General features: G+C 69.6%; 11 protein-coding genes. 6 read left to right on the top strand and 5 right to left on the bottom strand.

What is annotated here, in order from left to right; translation table 11 throughout:
- The first annotated feature begins 237 nt into the window (after window positions 1-237).
- The 3 genes from ACJ8AT_RS12655 to ACJ8AT_RS12665 are packed head-to-tail and all read left to right on the top strand — an operon-like array spanning window position 238 to window position 5,602.
- Entirely contained in the window at window positions 238-1,815 is a 1,578-nt protein-coding gene (locus ACJ8AT_RS12655; RefSeq protein ID WP_407737961.1) for a collagen binding domain-containing protein, read from the top strand.
- Complete coding sequence (locus tag ACJ8AT_RS12660) at window positions 1,812-3,821, top strand: FecR domain-containing protein (protein WP_407737962.1); 2,010 nt, start codon at window positions 1,812-1,814, stop codon at window positions 3,819-3,821. Before ACJ8AT_RS12655 ends, ACJ8AT_RS12660 begins: the two co-directional genes overlap by 4 nt.
- Window positions 3,818-5,602 carry a protein kinase domain-containing protein gene (locus ACJ8AT_RS12665; RefSeq protein WP_407737963.1) on the top strand — a complete coding sequence of 595 codons (1,785 nt, stop codon included), beginning with the start codon at window positions 3,818-3,820 and terminating at the stop codon, window positions 5,600-5,602. Before ACJ8AT_RS12660 ends, ACJ8AT_RS12665 begins: the two co-directional genes overlap by 4 nt.
- Window positions 5,603-5,611: 9 nt before the next feature.
- Here ACJ8AT_RS12665 and recR read toward each other — a convergent pair whose 3' ends face one another.
- The 5 genes from recR to ACJ8AT_RS12690 form a co-directional block, all read right to left on the bottom strand.
- The gene (recR, locus tag ACJ8AT_RS12670) at window positions 5,612-6,205 is read right to left on the bottom strand and encodes a recombination mediator RecR (RefSeq protein WP_407737964.1); all 594 of its coding nucleotides are present in this window, start codon (window positions 6,203-6,205) and stop codon (window positions 5,612-5,614) included.
- A 6-nt stretch (window positions 6,206-6,211) separates the two neighbouring features.
- A complete protein-coding gene (locus ACJ8AT_RS12675; RefSeq protein WP_407737965.1) occupies window positions 6,212-6,529 on the bottom strand; it encodes a YbaB/EbfC family nucleoid-associated protein in 318 nt (105 codons plus the stop codon).
- 87 nt (window positions 6,530-6,616) lie between these two features.
- A complete protein-coding gene (locus ACJ8AT_RS12680; RefSeq protein ID WP_407737966.1) occupies window positions 6,617-7,345 on the bottom strand; it encodes a DNA polymerase III subunit gamma/tau in 729 nt (242 codons plus the stop codon).
- An 85-nt stretch (window positions 7,346-7,430) separates the two neighbouring features.
- A complete protein-coding gene (dnaX, locus tag ACJ8AT_RS12685) occupies window positions 7,431-8,645 on the bottom strand; it encodes a DNA polymerase III subunit gamma/tau (protein ID WP_407737967.1) in 1,215 nt (404 codons plus the stop codon).
- Between the two features lie 136 nt (window positions 8,646-8,781).
- On the bottom strand, window positions 8,782-9,924 hold the full coding sequence (locus ACJ8AT_RS12690; RefSeq protein ID WP_407737968.1) for a tetratricopeptide repeat protein: 1,143 nt from the start codon (window positions 9,922-9,924) through the stop codon (window positions 8,782-8,784).
- Between the two features lie 90 nt (window positions 9,925-10,014).
- Between ACJ8AT_RS12690 and ACJ8AT_RS12695 the strand changes: the two genes are divergently transcribed.
- The 3 genes from ACJ8AT_RS12695 to ACJ8AT_RS12705 all read left to right on the top strand — a co-directional run bounded on the left by ACJ8AT_RS12695 (window position 10,015) and on the right by ACJ8AT_RS12705 (window position 13,453).
- Window positions 10,015-11,028, top strand: coding sequence for a hypothetical protein (locus ACJ8AT_RS12695; protein ID WP_407737969.1), 1,014 nt, complete (start codon window positions 10,015-10,017; stop codon window positions 11,026-11,028).
- Between the two features lie 143 nt (window positions 11,029-11,171).
- Entirely contained in the window at window positions 11,172-12,047 is an 876-nt protein-coding gene (locus tag ACJ8AT_RS12700; RefSeq protein ID WP_407737970.1) for a VWA domain-containing protein, read from the top strand.
- Window positions 12,044-13,453: an adenylosuccinate synthetase gene (locus ACJ8AT_RS12705; protein ID WP_407737971.1), complete on the top strand. Its 1,410-nt coding sequence runs from the start codon at window positions 12,044-12,046 to the stop codon at window positions 13,451-13,453. The genes ACJ8AT_RS12700 and ACJ8AT_RS12705 overlap by 4 nt, the downstream gene beginning before the upstream one ends.
- Window positions 13,454-13,553: the final 100 nt, after the last annotated feature.

Raw genomic sequence — 13,553 nt, forward strand, 5'->3', positions numbered from 1 at the left:
CTGTCGGCTCGCGCCTCCTGGTGTGAGCGCCACGCCTGCATGAGAGGGGCCGCTCCCGACCAGTCGGTACCGTCAGGCCCTGCGCTCGACTGGCAGAGTTGCTCGCAAAGGTTGCAGACTTCTAACCGGTTAGAAGTCTGGATCCGGGCCCCCGGAGAGACCTGGCTCGGCGACTCTCTCCGTAAGTTCTGCCAGAGTTTTGGGGACCTTGCGCATTTCCCTATACTCCGCCGGGTTTTGGCCCACCTACGTCGTACCCCGACCTTCCTCGTCCTCCTTGCGCTCACCCTGGTGGTGCCGCGTCTGGCGTTCGCACAGGCGGAGAGTTCCGCCGCGGTGGGTAGGGGGCTGCCGCAGCTCTCGGCACGACTGCGCTATGGCCTGTCGCTGCACCAGGGCCAGCAGGTGGATCCCGGACCGGGGATCACCTACTCCGGCCTGACGCCGAATGATCTCTCGGTGTGGGCGGTGGCCTATGGCCTGGGGCCGCAATGGCTCGGGGCGCAGCTCAGCCTGCAGCGCGAGGCCTTCACCTTCTCCCGCGAGTCGAATCGCGTCACCGAGGGCAGCCTGCTGCGCGCGTCCTTGGGGCTGGTGGCGCGGCGGCAACTGGGGCCCGTCCTGGGCGAGCTGAGCGCTGGGTACGGCTTCGCCCAGCTCCCGGTGTTCTCCTCGTCGACGAGCGCTTCGCCCGAGTTCCAGCGCGGAGCACGCCACGCCGCGCTCTTCGGAGGCCGGCTGCGCTTCCCCCTCGTCCAGCGGGTGCAAGGAGAGGTGCGGGCAGAGCTTCCCCTGGCCCTGGCCGCGAAGGAGGCGGAGGGCCGCGGGGCCTCTTCGAGTGGCTTCGCGGCCGGCGCGGCGCTCCTGGTGCCGGTGAAGCAGATGGGCCGCTGGGAGGGCGCGGTGGTGGCTGACTACCAGTACGTCCATGATGTGCTGACGGGAGACAGCGGGGTGCGCTCGAACCAGTCGCTGCAGCGGCTGGGCGTGGCGCTGGAGCTCACCTGGCTCGATGAGCGCTCGGCCTCGGTGCCTTCGCCGCTCGAGCGGCCGGGCTCCTTGTCGCTCCAGGTAGTGGACGCGGAGACGAAGGCCCCGCTGGCCGGTGCCCAGGTGACGCTCGTGGTGGGGGGCACGGCCCAGACGGCTCGGACCGCGGACGCGAAGGGGCAGGTAGTGGAGCCCGAGCTCGAGCCCGGCGAGGTGGTCGCCCGGGTCACCGCACCGGACTACGAGGCCGCGGAAGGCCGCATCACCGTCGCCGCGGGTGAGCGCGCCACGCTGGAGATCCAGGCGCGCAAGCGGCCCCCCGCGGTGGGCGGACTGAAGGTGGTGGTCGTCGACAAGCGCAACAACCAGCCCGTGCCGGACGCGCAGGTGGTGGTGGGTGCCAAGCAGCTGAAGACGAACGCGGCCGGCCAGATCCAGGTGGGCGGGCTGGCGGCGGGGCCGGTCTCGGTGAAGGTCTCCGCGCCCGAGTTCCAGTCAGTGGAGGACGCCGCCGTGGTCGTCGCGGGGAAGGAGTCGGAGATGTCCGTGCCGCTCGTGCCCGCCAAGCGCGTGGGCTACGCCACCATCTCCGGCAGGGTCCGCAGCACGGTGCAGGGCAGGCCGCTGGTCGCCACGCTCGTCATTCCCTCGGCCAAGGTGAAGACGCGCACGGATGCCCAGGGGGCGTTCTCGGTGAAGCTGCAGCCCGGCACCCACCACATCATCATCTCCGCCAAAGGCCACCTCACGCAGACCAAGGCCGTCACCGTGAAGGACGGAGAGCAGGCCATCTTCAACGTCGATCTCTTCCCGAGGACCCGGTGAGCACGCTCCGCGCCCGTGTCGCCCCGTTCCTGCTGCTGCTGGCGCTGGGATGTGGCGATCACACCGCGCCGCCCTCGCCGTCCCCGGGGATACCCACTCCGCCCGCGCCGGGGCAGCAGACCGCCACGGCGCCGGAGCACGGAGGAGTGGGCTCGCTGGCGAGCCTGGAGTCCCTCAAGGGGGAGGTCCGGCTGGAGCGTGGCGGGAAGGTGAGCCCCGCCGCCCAGGGGCCGCTCATGAAGGGCGACGCCCTGGAGACAGGGGCGGATGGCTCCGCCACGGTCCACTTCGCGGATGGGCGCTCGGTGGAGGTGGGCCCCGACGCGCGCTTCGTGCTGGACGAGGACGCCTCCGGAGTGGTGCTCAAGGTGGCGCGCGGCATCGTCCTCAGCCGGGTGCCCGCGACGCCGAAGGAGCACTCGGGCGCGGTGGTCGAGCTGCGCATCCTCACCCCGTATGGCCTTACGCGCGTGGGCGGCGAGCAGGCGAGCGAAGTGCGCGTGAGCGTTGGCCCCACCGACAGCCGCGTCGAGGTGAAGCTGGGCGCCATCGAGTTCGTGTCGAAGGACGGGAAGCAGCTCCAGGCCGCCGCGGGCGAGTCCGTGGCCGTCTCGGCGGGCCAGGCGGAGCTGGTGGCGCGTCCGCAGAGGGTCCTCGAGCTGGCCACCATCCAGGTCACGGTGCGCGCGGACTCGGGACGGGTGGAGGTGCGCTCCAAGGGCAGCCCCCAGTGGCGCACGGTGAAGAAGGCAGGCCAGAAGCTGGCCGTGGGCGACGGCCTGCGCGCGCGCGGCGGCACGGCCTTCCTGGGGCTGGAGGGATCGGCCTCCACGCTCTCGCTCTCCTCGGGGGGCGAGCTGGTGCTGGAGGGCGCGGGACAGCAGGGCACCCAGGACGAGGCGCGGCTGGATCTGCGCCATGGGGAGCTCTCGCTGAAGCTGGCGCCCGAGCGGGACAGCCGGGTGGTGGTGTCCGGGCTCACGCTGGAGAGCGCCGGAGCCGCGGATCTCAACGTGCGGCGCACGGTGGACGGCTTCAACGTGTCCGCGCGAGCCGGAGACGTGGTGCTGGTGCATGGCGAGTCCCGCAAGCCGCTGCACGCGGGAGAGCAGGCCACCGTCTCGAGCAAGAGCGAGGCCCCCCAGGTGGCGCCGCTGCCCCAGGCCCCGCTGGCCCTGGCGGCGGCCCAGGAGAACATGCAGGTGTTCCACAAGGGGCTGCCCGAGGTGACGCTCTCCTGGGAGGGGCAGGGGGATGCCATCGTCGAGGTGGCCTCGGAGCCGACCTTCGCCAAGCCCCTGCTGCGAGGCGTGGTCCACCAGCCCTCCATCAACGTGCGAGCCCCCGAGCGAGGCCGGCTCTACTGGCGGGTGCGGCGGCCGGACGGCACCGAGGTGACGAAGGGCAGCGCGACCTTCGCGCCGGAGCGAGCCCCGAGGGATCTGGCGCGCATCACCAACGAGGTGCCCGAGGGCCCGGAGAAGACGACGATCTTCTACCAGGACAAGCCTCCCGGAGTGATCTTCACCTACGCGCAGGAGCCGCAGGCGGCGAAGTACCGCATCGCCGTGTACCGCAACGGCGAGCTGAGCAAGCCGGTGGCGGAGCGGACCGTGGAACAGACGCGGGCGCCGCTCGAGGCGGGCGTGCTGCACGAGGGCAGCTTCCTCTGGTCCGTCACCCCGCTGTCTCGCGGTGGACAGGCGCTGCGCGGCGGGCGCATGAACAAGCTGGAGCTGGTGTACGACAACTCGGTGCCTGTCCTCGTCGTGAACGCTCCCCGGAACGGCCAGCAGGCGGGCAAGCGCGTCCACGCGGTGGGCGTGGCTCCCGTCGGCACGAAGCTGTCCATCAACGGCCGGCCGGTGGCTTTGGATGCCAAACACCGCTTTGATACGTGGGCAGAGCCCCTGGGTTCGCCCCCCGTTCTGCTGTTTAAGATGCAGAACGAAGGCGTCCCGGATGTCTACGTGGTGCGCACCTTGAAGCGAGGTTCCCAGGAATGAGCAGCACCGAGCCCAAGTCCGGGAGCCAGGCCCCCAGCCCACTGCTCCTGCAGCCCTATGGGCAGTACGTGCTGGTCCGCAAGCTCGCCGAGGGCGGCATGGCGGAGATCTTCCTCGCCAAGCTGCTGGGCGCCGACGGCTTCGAGCGCAACGTCGTCATCAAGCGCATGCTGTCGAACCTGTCGAGCCTGCCGGACTTCGTGGAGATGTTCCGGGACGAGGCGCGGCTGGCGGCGCGGCTGGCGCACCCGAACATCATCCAGATCCACGAGCTGGGGTTCATCGACGGCTGCTACTACATCTGCATGGAGTACCTGGCCGGCGAGGACTTCTCCACCACGCTGCGCCAGGCGGGCAAGAAGCGGCAGTACACGCCCATCCCCATCTCCCTGCGGGTGCTGGTGGACGCGGCGCGAGGCCTGCACTTCGCCCACGACTTCACCAACGAGGAGGGCGAGCCGCTCCACATCGTCCACCGGGACATCTCTCCCTCGAACCTGTATGTGACGTACCAGGGCCAGGTGAAGGTGCTGGACTTCGGCATCGCCAAGGCCGCCTCGCGGCTGGTGCAGACGCGCACCGGCGTGGTGAAGGGCAAGTACATCTACATGGCCCCCGAGCAGGCCCAGGGCAAGGACGTGGATCGCCGCTCGGATGTGTTCTCGCTCGGGGTGAGCCTCTACGAGTCGCTCACCAACGTGCGGCCCTTCGCCCGGGAGAATGATCTCGCGGTCCTCAACGCGCTGCTGCAAGGCGACTTCATGCCGCCCGCCTCGCTGCGCCGGGACATTCCTCCGGAGCTGGAGGCGGTGGTGCTCAATGCCATGGCCCTGCGCCCCGAGGACCGCTACGCCACCGCGGCCGACTTCGCGGACGCGCTGGAGCACGATCTCAAGGGCAAGGTGCCGCTGGCCTCGCACAAGGAGCTCTCCGAGTACCTGCGCGGGCAGTTCGGTGATGAGCGCTTCGCGACGAAGACCCGCGTGCCCACGCTGGCGACCCTGCAGACCCTGAGCGCCCAGCAGGGGGGCCTGCCCGCGCAGAAGCCGATGGTGTTCGCCTCCAGCGGCGTCTTCCCCACGGTCCAGCCGGCCCCCCAGCGCCCCAGCGGCACCGCCATCCCCACGGTTTCGGTAGGGCCTCCGCTGTCCGCCTCCGTGCCGAAGCCCCGTCGCCTGGGGTTGATCCTCGGGTTGGTGGGCGGAGTCGTCCTGCTCGGGGCGGGCGGAGGCTTCGTGGCCATGCGGGAGAGCTCGAAGGCTCCCTCGATCGGGGCGGCCCCTCCCGAGACGGCGTCTCCGCCCGCTGGAGCTCCGGAACCGCCGGCCGTGCCCGCCGTGACTCCACCGCCCGCGAATCCACCCGAGGCTGCCGCTCCCACGACTCCGCCCGAGAATCCTCCAGCCGTAGCCCCAGCCCCCACCGAGGAGCCCGAGGAGGAGAAGACTCCGCCTCCGGTGAAGGACGCGGCCAAGGCCGTGAAGCCGCGCCCGGTGACGCTGGGGATCGGCGACGTGGAGCGCGTGGTGGCCAAGGGCCGCGCACGCATCGCGAGCTGCTTCGAGCGCTACAAGGCGGACCTGCCCACGGACACCGGCGTGGTGCGCGTGCAGCTCTCGATTGCGTCCTCGGGCAAGGTGAAGGCCACGACGCAGGGGCCGCTGGCCTCCAAGCCGGTGGGCCAGTGCCTGGAGAGCCAGGCCGAGCACCTGCGCTTCCCCGCCCACCGCGACCAGGAGGTCAACGTGGTGCTGCCGTTCGACTACACCGTCAAGCGGTAGCGGCGGCCGTCACAGCTCGCGCCGGGCGCTGAGCGCCTTGGCCAGCGTGGCCTGATCGGCGTACTCGAGATCGCCCCCCATGGGCAGGCCCTGGGCGATGCGGCTGACGCGCAGGCCCAGCGGCTTGAGCAGGCGCGTGAGGTAGAGCGCGGTGGCCTCGCCCTCCACGTCCGGGTTGGTGGCGACGATGATCTCCTCCACCTTGCCGTCGTTGAGGCGCTCCAGCAGCTCTTTGATGCGCAGCTGCTCGGGGCCCACGCCCTCCAGCGGCGACAGCACGCCGTGCAGGACATGGTAGCGGCCGCGGAACTCGCGCGTGCGCTCCAGGGCCATCAGGTCCGCGAAGGTCTCCACCACACAGAGCACCTTCTCCTCGCGGCGGGTGTCACGGCAGAAGCCGCACAGCTCCGAGTCCGTGAGCGCATAGCAGCGGGTGCACAGGTGGACCTTCTCCTTCACCTCGCGGATGGCCTGGGACAGCTCCACGGCATAGTCGCTGGGGGCCCGCAGGATGTGGAACGCGAGGCGCTGCGCGGTCTTCTCGCCAATGCCCGGGAGCTTCGCGAGCTGGGCAACCAGGCGGTTGAGAGGATCGGGAGTCATCCAGCCTCAAGTAACGCCGGGGATCTTGACGCCGCCGGAGATTTTCGCGAGCTCCTTCTGCATGTGCTGACGGCTGCTCGCCAGGGCGGCGTTGACGGCGGCGGTGATGAGATCCTCGAGCATGCCGGGATCGTTCGGATCAATGGCGGCCTTGTCGATCTTGATGCTGCGGATCTCCTGGACGCCGTTGGCGACGACGGTGACGCGGCCCTCGCCGGACTTGGCCTCGACGGTCTCGTTGGCCAGCTCCTGCTTGCGCTGCTCGATCTTCTCGGTGAGCTTGTTGGCCTGCCGGATGAAGTAGTTCAGATCAATGCCGGGCATGGTGCTTCCTCTTCGAACTGGAGGGCGGGCGCCTGCCTGGCGCCCGAGATGAAGGGAGCCGCAACCTACCGTCGCGCGAGCCCTTTGTCAGGCGCTCTCCTCAGGAGATTCGACCGACGGGCTGGCTGGTGGGCGTTCAGGCTCCAGCACCTGGATGTGTTCGATCTCCCCTCCCAGGTGTTTGAGCACGGCGCGGATGGCGGGGTGGGTGCGGACCTTGCCCTCGGTGCTCTGCTGGTAGGCGGAGCGGGCCTGGGCGTCCTGCTCGGCCAGACTGGGCGCGCTGGCGGCCTCGCCGGTGGCGTCCTCCACCACCAGCTTCATGGGCCGGCCGAAGTGCTCGGCGAGCGCCTTCTCCACCATGGCCCGGCCCGTGCCGCCCGCCACCTGGGTGCGGTGGAAGGAGGCCGCCGGGACGTACCCCACGCCGATCTCCCCCGCGCGCAGCCAGAGCAGGCGGCCATTGGCGAGCGCGGTGCCATGGCGGGCGCTGGCGGCCTTGACGCTCTCTACCGCGGCGCGCCAACGCTCTCCGGCGGACTGGCCCGGGTTGTCCCGGCCATGGCTTGGGGGAGGTGGCGAGACCTCGGGCTCGGGCTCGGGTGCGGACTCGGCCGGAGCCTCCGGGAGGCAATCGCCGGAGGCACAACCCTCGGCGGAGCCCTCCTCGGCGAAGAGGCGCTCGTCCTCGGCGGCCTCGGGCTCGGCGGGCCTGCGCGCGTTGGTGACGCGCACCTCGGGCGCTGGCTCGGTGACGCGCGAGAGCGGAGTGGCTCCAGCGGGCGCGTCGGGCCCGGGGCGCTGAGGCCCCTCCACCGGGCGCGAGACGGCGGCGGGAGCGGGAGCGGCCGGCCGGGCCGGGAGCGGAGCGGGGCGAGCGGCTTCGACGGGAGCGGGGCGCTCAGACGCGAAAGTTCGCGGGACCGGAGCGACCTCCCTGCGCTCCGGGCTGGGACTTCGCGGCACCGTCTCCACCATTCAAGCCCTGGGCGAGCCGATCCACCTTGGCGAGCAGCTCCGGGATGCTGCTGGCGGGCGAGAGCTGGATGGCCTTGAGCAGCGCCATCTCCAGCGCGAGCCGCGGCTGGGCGGCGCGGGACACGTCCCACACGCAGCCATGGACGATGTCGAACAGGCGCGCGAGCTGCGCGGAGTCCGCCTCACCGGCGAGCGCCACGAGCGCCTTCTGCTCGGACTCGGCCAGCTCGGAGGGCGCCTCGCCCACGGCCTTGGTGACGAAGAGGTGGCGCAGCTGCAGCGCCAGCTCCTCCGCGAGCCGCTTCAAGTCCAGCCCGCGGTTGAAGACCTCCTCCACGCGGGAGAGGACCTTCTTGGCGTCCTTGTGCACCAGGGCCTCGGCGAACTCCTGGACCATGGTGCGGTCGATGGCGCCCATGGCCTCGGCCACGGACTCATCGGTGGGGTTGGCGCCGCACGAGGCGAGGATCTGATCCATCAAGCTGAGCGCGTCGCGCATGCCGCCCTCGGACTGGCGCACCACGAGCGACAGCGAGCGGTCGGAGATGCCGGCGCCCTCGGCGTCGGAGATCTGCTTGAGGCGCTGGAGCATGCGCGCGGCGGGGATGCGGCGGAAGTTGTGCCGCTGGCAGCGCGAGAGGATGGTGTCCGGGAGCTTGTGGGCCTCGGTGGTGGCGAAGATGAACTTCACGTGCCCGGGCGGCTCCTCGAGCGTCTTCAGGAGCGCGTTGAACGCGGCCCCCGAGAGCATGTGGACCTCGTCGATGATGTAGATCTTGTGCCTGTCTCGCTGCGGCAGGTACTTGGCGTTCTCGCGGATCTCCCGGACGTTCTCGACGCCGTTGTTGGAGGCACCGTCGATCTCGGCCACGTCCACGGAGGTGCCAGCGGCGATCTCGGCGCAGGCCCGGCAGGTGCCGCAGGGAGCGGCGGTGGGGCCCTGCTCACAGTTGAGCGCCTTGGCGAGCAGACGGGCGGCCGTCGTCTTGCCTACGCCACGAGGGCCGCAGAACAGGTAGGCGTGCGCCACGCGGTTCATCTTGATGGCGTTCGCGATGGTCCGGACGATGTGCTCCTGTCCGGTCATGTCATCGAACGTCTGAGGGCGCCATTTGCGTGCGAGGACGAGGTAGCTCATGGGGGTGCCTATCTAAACACGCTGGCTCCGAGGATCCATGCGCAACTCCCTGGCCGCGCGATGAAGGGCGAGGCGAGGCGCCACGCCCGACACTTCGATCCCGTGAGTCAGGAGAAAACGGGTCTTGGCGTGCGGCTCAGTGCTTCTGGGAGTGCTTCTTGCGCCAGGCCTTGCCCTCGGGCGACTGGACGAACCCCTCGTACACCTTGACGCCGTCGAGGTTGGAGACCGCGACTCCCGCGTCGCGCTCGATGGCGGTGAGCAGGCGGGACGTCTCCGCGTAGTTCTTCTCCTGGAGCGACAGGCCGATGAGCGCGAACCAGGCCTGGGTGAGGTGGGGGTCGGCGTGGACGGCCTCGTCCAGATACTTCTTGGCGGCCGGGAGGTCCTTCTTGTCGAGCATCACGCTGGCGCGAAGGAACTTCAGGTAGGGGTCCTTCACCCGCGAATCGAGCCGGTCGATGGTGCTCATCACCGCGGGGTAGTCCTTGCGCAGCAGGTGGCCATCGATGGAGACGAGATCCAGCGAGGGATCTCCCGGGAAGGCCTTCTCGAAGGTGGCGATGGCGCGCTTGTACTCGGCCTCGCTGACCTTCTCCGCGGCGGTCATCTCCACCAGCAGCACCGGCTTCTGCTGGCGCATGGAGGCAGGCAGCTGCTCGAAGGTGTCGAGCACCGCCTGATACTTCTTCTCCATGAGCAGGCGCTGCATCTGCTGCATCTTGGGCATGTTCTTGATGAACTCCTGCTCCTTGCCCATCAGCTTGTCGAGCATGCCCTGCTGCACGTCGGCCAGGGCGGCCAGGTACATGTGCCGCGCCGACTCGCTGACGTACTCACCGGCGATGTAGGGGTAGATGTCGACGATGACGACCGCGCCCTTCGGGTCGCGCTCCAGATCCAGATCGATGTAGTTCAGCCCGGCGTCCGAGGAGGCGCGGAAGAGGGCGCGGGTGAGGCCCGCTTCCCGGCGGACGTTGAGGAGGTGGAAGCTGGCGTTGGCGCCCCGCGCGGTGACGAGCTGCTTGCCGAACGGCATGCCTTGGCTGCGCAACCCCGACTTGAAGCTGTCCGCGAACTCCTTGGGCGCGGAGACGCCTCGGGAGATGCGCTCGAAGAGCCGGTCGATATCGATATGGGCGTCGAGGGCCTCTCCCTGGCCCGCGTTGATGCCGCGCTCGGCCTGCTGGAGGAAGGCGAGGTAGTCCGGCTCCACTTCCGAGGCGGGAGGTGGGGTGGCGGGCGCCGCGGCGAGGACGAGGATCAGAGGCAGGAGCATGGAGGAGCCTTCATACCGGGCCGTTCGCTGGGGTGACAAGGCGCGGGGTATCATGTGGACTGCTTCCCTGCCGCACCGAGAGCCCCAATCATGCCTGTGGTCCTGAAGTGCCCCCAGTGCAACGCGCCGCTCGCGCCGAGTCGCTTCGCGCGTTCGGTCGTCTGCTCCTTCTGCGGCGCCACGGTCCAGATCGATCCCACGGCCGTCTCGACGGCGCGCTTCCGGGAGGCGTACCAAGAGTGGAACCAGCCCGCGCGCTACGGGTACACGCGCTGGTGCACCCTCGGGGATGCGCATTGGGCGCCGCGGAAGCTGATCGCCCGAGGAGAGCTCTCGGACGTCTACTCCGCAGAGCGGGCCCGGTTTCCCACCGAGCGTGTCCTGCTGAAGGTGCTGCGCTCCGAGGACGACGCGCGGCTCTTCGAGCATGAGTGGGAGGCCCTCGAGAAGCTCCAGCAGAGCACCGCCCCCGGCGCTGAGACGCTCTCCGCGCGCACTCCGCAGCCCGTGGCGCGCGGTGTCATCCGCGAGGGGCCTCACACGGGCTCGCGAGCCATGGTGTTGCGGTGGGCGAGCGGCTTCGCTCACACGCTCGAGGATGTGCGGCGCGTGTACCCGAGCGGCATCGCTCCACCGGCCTCAATCTGGTTGTGGCGCCGGCTCCTGGAGACCCTGACGTTCGTCCACCAGTCGGGGCTGGTGCATGGCGCGGTGCTGCCGCAGCACGTGCTGATCCAGCGCAACGAACATGGCGCCTGGCTCGTGGGCTATAGCTGCGCGGGTGCTCCAGAGGAGCGGCTGCGCGCGCTCTGCACGCGCTTCCAGGAGTTCTATCCCGCGGAGTTGCTGCGCTCGGAGCGGCTGTCTCCCGCCGCGGATCTGCGGATGAGCGCGCGCTGCATCGCGTGGGTGCTCGGGGGCGATGCGGCTCGTGGGGAGGTTCCTGCCGCGGTGCCGCGACCGTTGGCGGCGCTGATCCGGCGAGTCGCCTCCGAGGGGCCCGAGCATTCCCTGGAGGCCGCCTGGACACTGCGCGAGCGTGTTGGTGAAGTGGGGCGGGCGGCCTTCGGGCCTCCTGCTTTTCATCCGCTCGTGATGCCATAGCGGCCAGCGGATCCGCCGAGTCAAGGAGCAAGGACGATGGGATACGGCAACTACAGCAGCGAGGCCCACGAGGCGATTCTCCGCGGGCGGGCGCAGCTCCCCCCTCGCAGCAGGTCTTCAAGCAGCAGTCCTGCCACCCGCTGATGAACCCGAAGGGCGTGCGCGTCCGCGAGAGCCGCGACAGCGTGGAGCACCCGAACTCGCTGGGGATCGTCTTCGCGCTGGATGTCACCGGCTCGATGGGAGCGATTCCCCGGCTGCTGGCGAAGGAGCAGCTCCCGAAGTTCATGAAGGTCCTCACCGACTGCAACGTGGCGGATCCGCAGATCCTCTTCATGGCGGTGGGAGATGCGACGAGCGACAACGCGCCGTTGCAGGTGGGGCAGTACGAGACCACCGCCGAGCTGATGGATCAGTGGCTGACGTGGTGCTTCATCGAGGGCAATGGCGGCGGGCAGGGCACGGAGTCCTACGAGCTGGCCCTGTACTTCCTGGCGCAGCACACGGAGATGGACTGCTTGGTGAAGCGCAAGAAGCGCGGCTACCTCTTCATGACGGGAGACGAGCTGCCCTACCCCGCGCTGTCCAAGCACATCGTCGAGTCAGTCATCGGAGACCGGCTGGATGACGACTTGAAGACCGAGGAGGTCGTCGCCGAGCTCCAGAAGACCTTCGTGCCGTTCTTCGTGATCCCGGATCAGGATCGCCGCAAGAAGTGCGAGCGGCGGTGGAGGGATCTGCTCGGGGACAACGTGCTCTGCATGGATGGGCCCGAGGACGTCTGCTACGTGACGGCGGGAGCGGTGGCGTTGCGCGAGGGCTTGGTGTCGAACCTGGACGAGCTGGCGAAGCGGCTGGAGGGCACGGGCGTGCCGCACAAGCAGATCGCTTCGAGCATGCGGGCGCTGACGCCGTTGGCCGAGGCCCTGGGGCGCAATGGCTCGTCCGGAGAGCGGGAGGCGGCGAACGCCGAGCCCGGTGGGCTGAAGAACCTCATCCAGGGCCTCTTCAAGAAATGACGCCGCTGCGCCGGCCGAGTGTCTTCGTCATCGTCGATCTCGGCTTCGGTGATTCTGGCAAGGGGCTGTTGACGGACTTCCTGGTGCGGCGCACCGGGGCGAGCCTCGTCGTGCGTTACAACGGAGGCGCGCAGGCGGGGCACAACGTCGTCACTCCGGACGGGCGGCACCACACGTTTGCCCAGTTCGGCGCGGGGACGTTCCTGCCCGGGGTGCGGACCTTCCTGTCGAGGCACGTCGTGGTTCATCCCACGGCACTGCTGGTGGAAGCAGCGGTGCTGCAAGGCAAGGGCGTGGAGGATGTGTTCTCGCGCGTCCGCATCAGCGAGCGGGCGCGGGTCATCACTCCCTTCCATCAAGCCGCCAACCGGCTGCGAGAGCTGGCGCGAGGCGACGCGCGGCACGGGAGCTGTGGGGTGGGGGTAGGGGAGACCGTCCAGGATTCCCTGGAGCACCCGGCGGAGGCCGTCCAGGCGGGGGATCTCCGCGATGGGGCAGTGCTGAGGAGCAAGCTCCGGCGCATCCGTGAGCGCAAGCATGCGGAGTTGAGCGCGTTGTGGGCTTTGGGGCGCACGGTGCCCGCGATGGAGCGAGAGCGCGGCATCTTCGAGCGGGAGGAGGTGCTCGATGCCTGGATCGAGCAGGCGACGCGTCTGGCCAAACTCGGGCTGGTGGTGCCCGACTCGACGCTGACCGGGTGGATGGAGGAGGCGTCATCCGTTGTCTTCGAAGGTGCCCAGGGAGTGCTGCTCGATGAGTGGAAGGGCTTCCACCCGTTCACGACGTGGTCATGCTGTACGGCGAGCAATGCGCTCGAACTGATCGCCGAGTCCGCGCCGGACGCGCAGGTGACACGGGTGGGAGTGCTCCGGAGCTACGCGGTCCGCCATGGCGCGGGCCCCCTGCCCACAGAGACGAAGATGCTCCGCCCCGGAGCAACGGAGCACAACGCCTTCAACGACTGGCAGGGTCCCGTCCGTTATGGCTGGTTCGATGCGGTCCTGGCCCGGTACGCGCTCGATGTGCTGGGGGGAGTCGACGTGCTGGCGCTGACGCACCTCGATGCCCCCAGCCCGTCACGGTCCTGGGCGGTGTGCTCGGCCTACGCTGGCGAGTGGTGGGCAGAGGAGTACGCGGATCTGGTCGCTGATCGAATCGCGGCCGGGACGCTCACGCGGCTGGCGGTGGGGCCTGAGCGCTCGTTGGAGCACCAGACCCGGCTGACGCAACTGCTCACGAAAGCGACCCCGATGCTCGATCACTGCGAGCCCGAGGAGAGCGCCGTCCTGACTCAGCTCGAGCAGCTCCTGGGTCGGACCGTCGACATCACGTCACGAGGTCCACGTGCAAGTGACGTCCAACTGCGGACCGCTGCCCACCTTCCGTGGGGCTCTCGTCAGTCATGAGCCGTGAATCGTGGGAGAGCGGGACGGCCGGCGCGGGCGGACCCGTCCGCTGACGGGGGGACCCGCGCCGAGACGAGGGACCCGCGACCTGCGTTCCCAG

Origin of the sequence: Hyalangium sp. (assembly GCF_045802625.1) — a bacterium.
GTDB lineage: Bacteria > Myxococcota > Myxococcia > Myxococcales > Myxococcaceae > Hyalangium.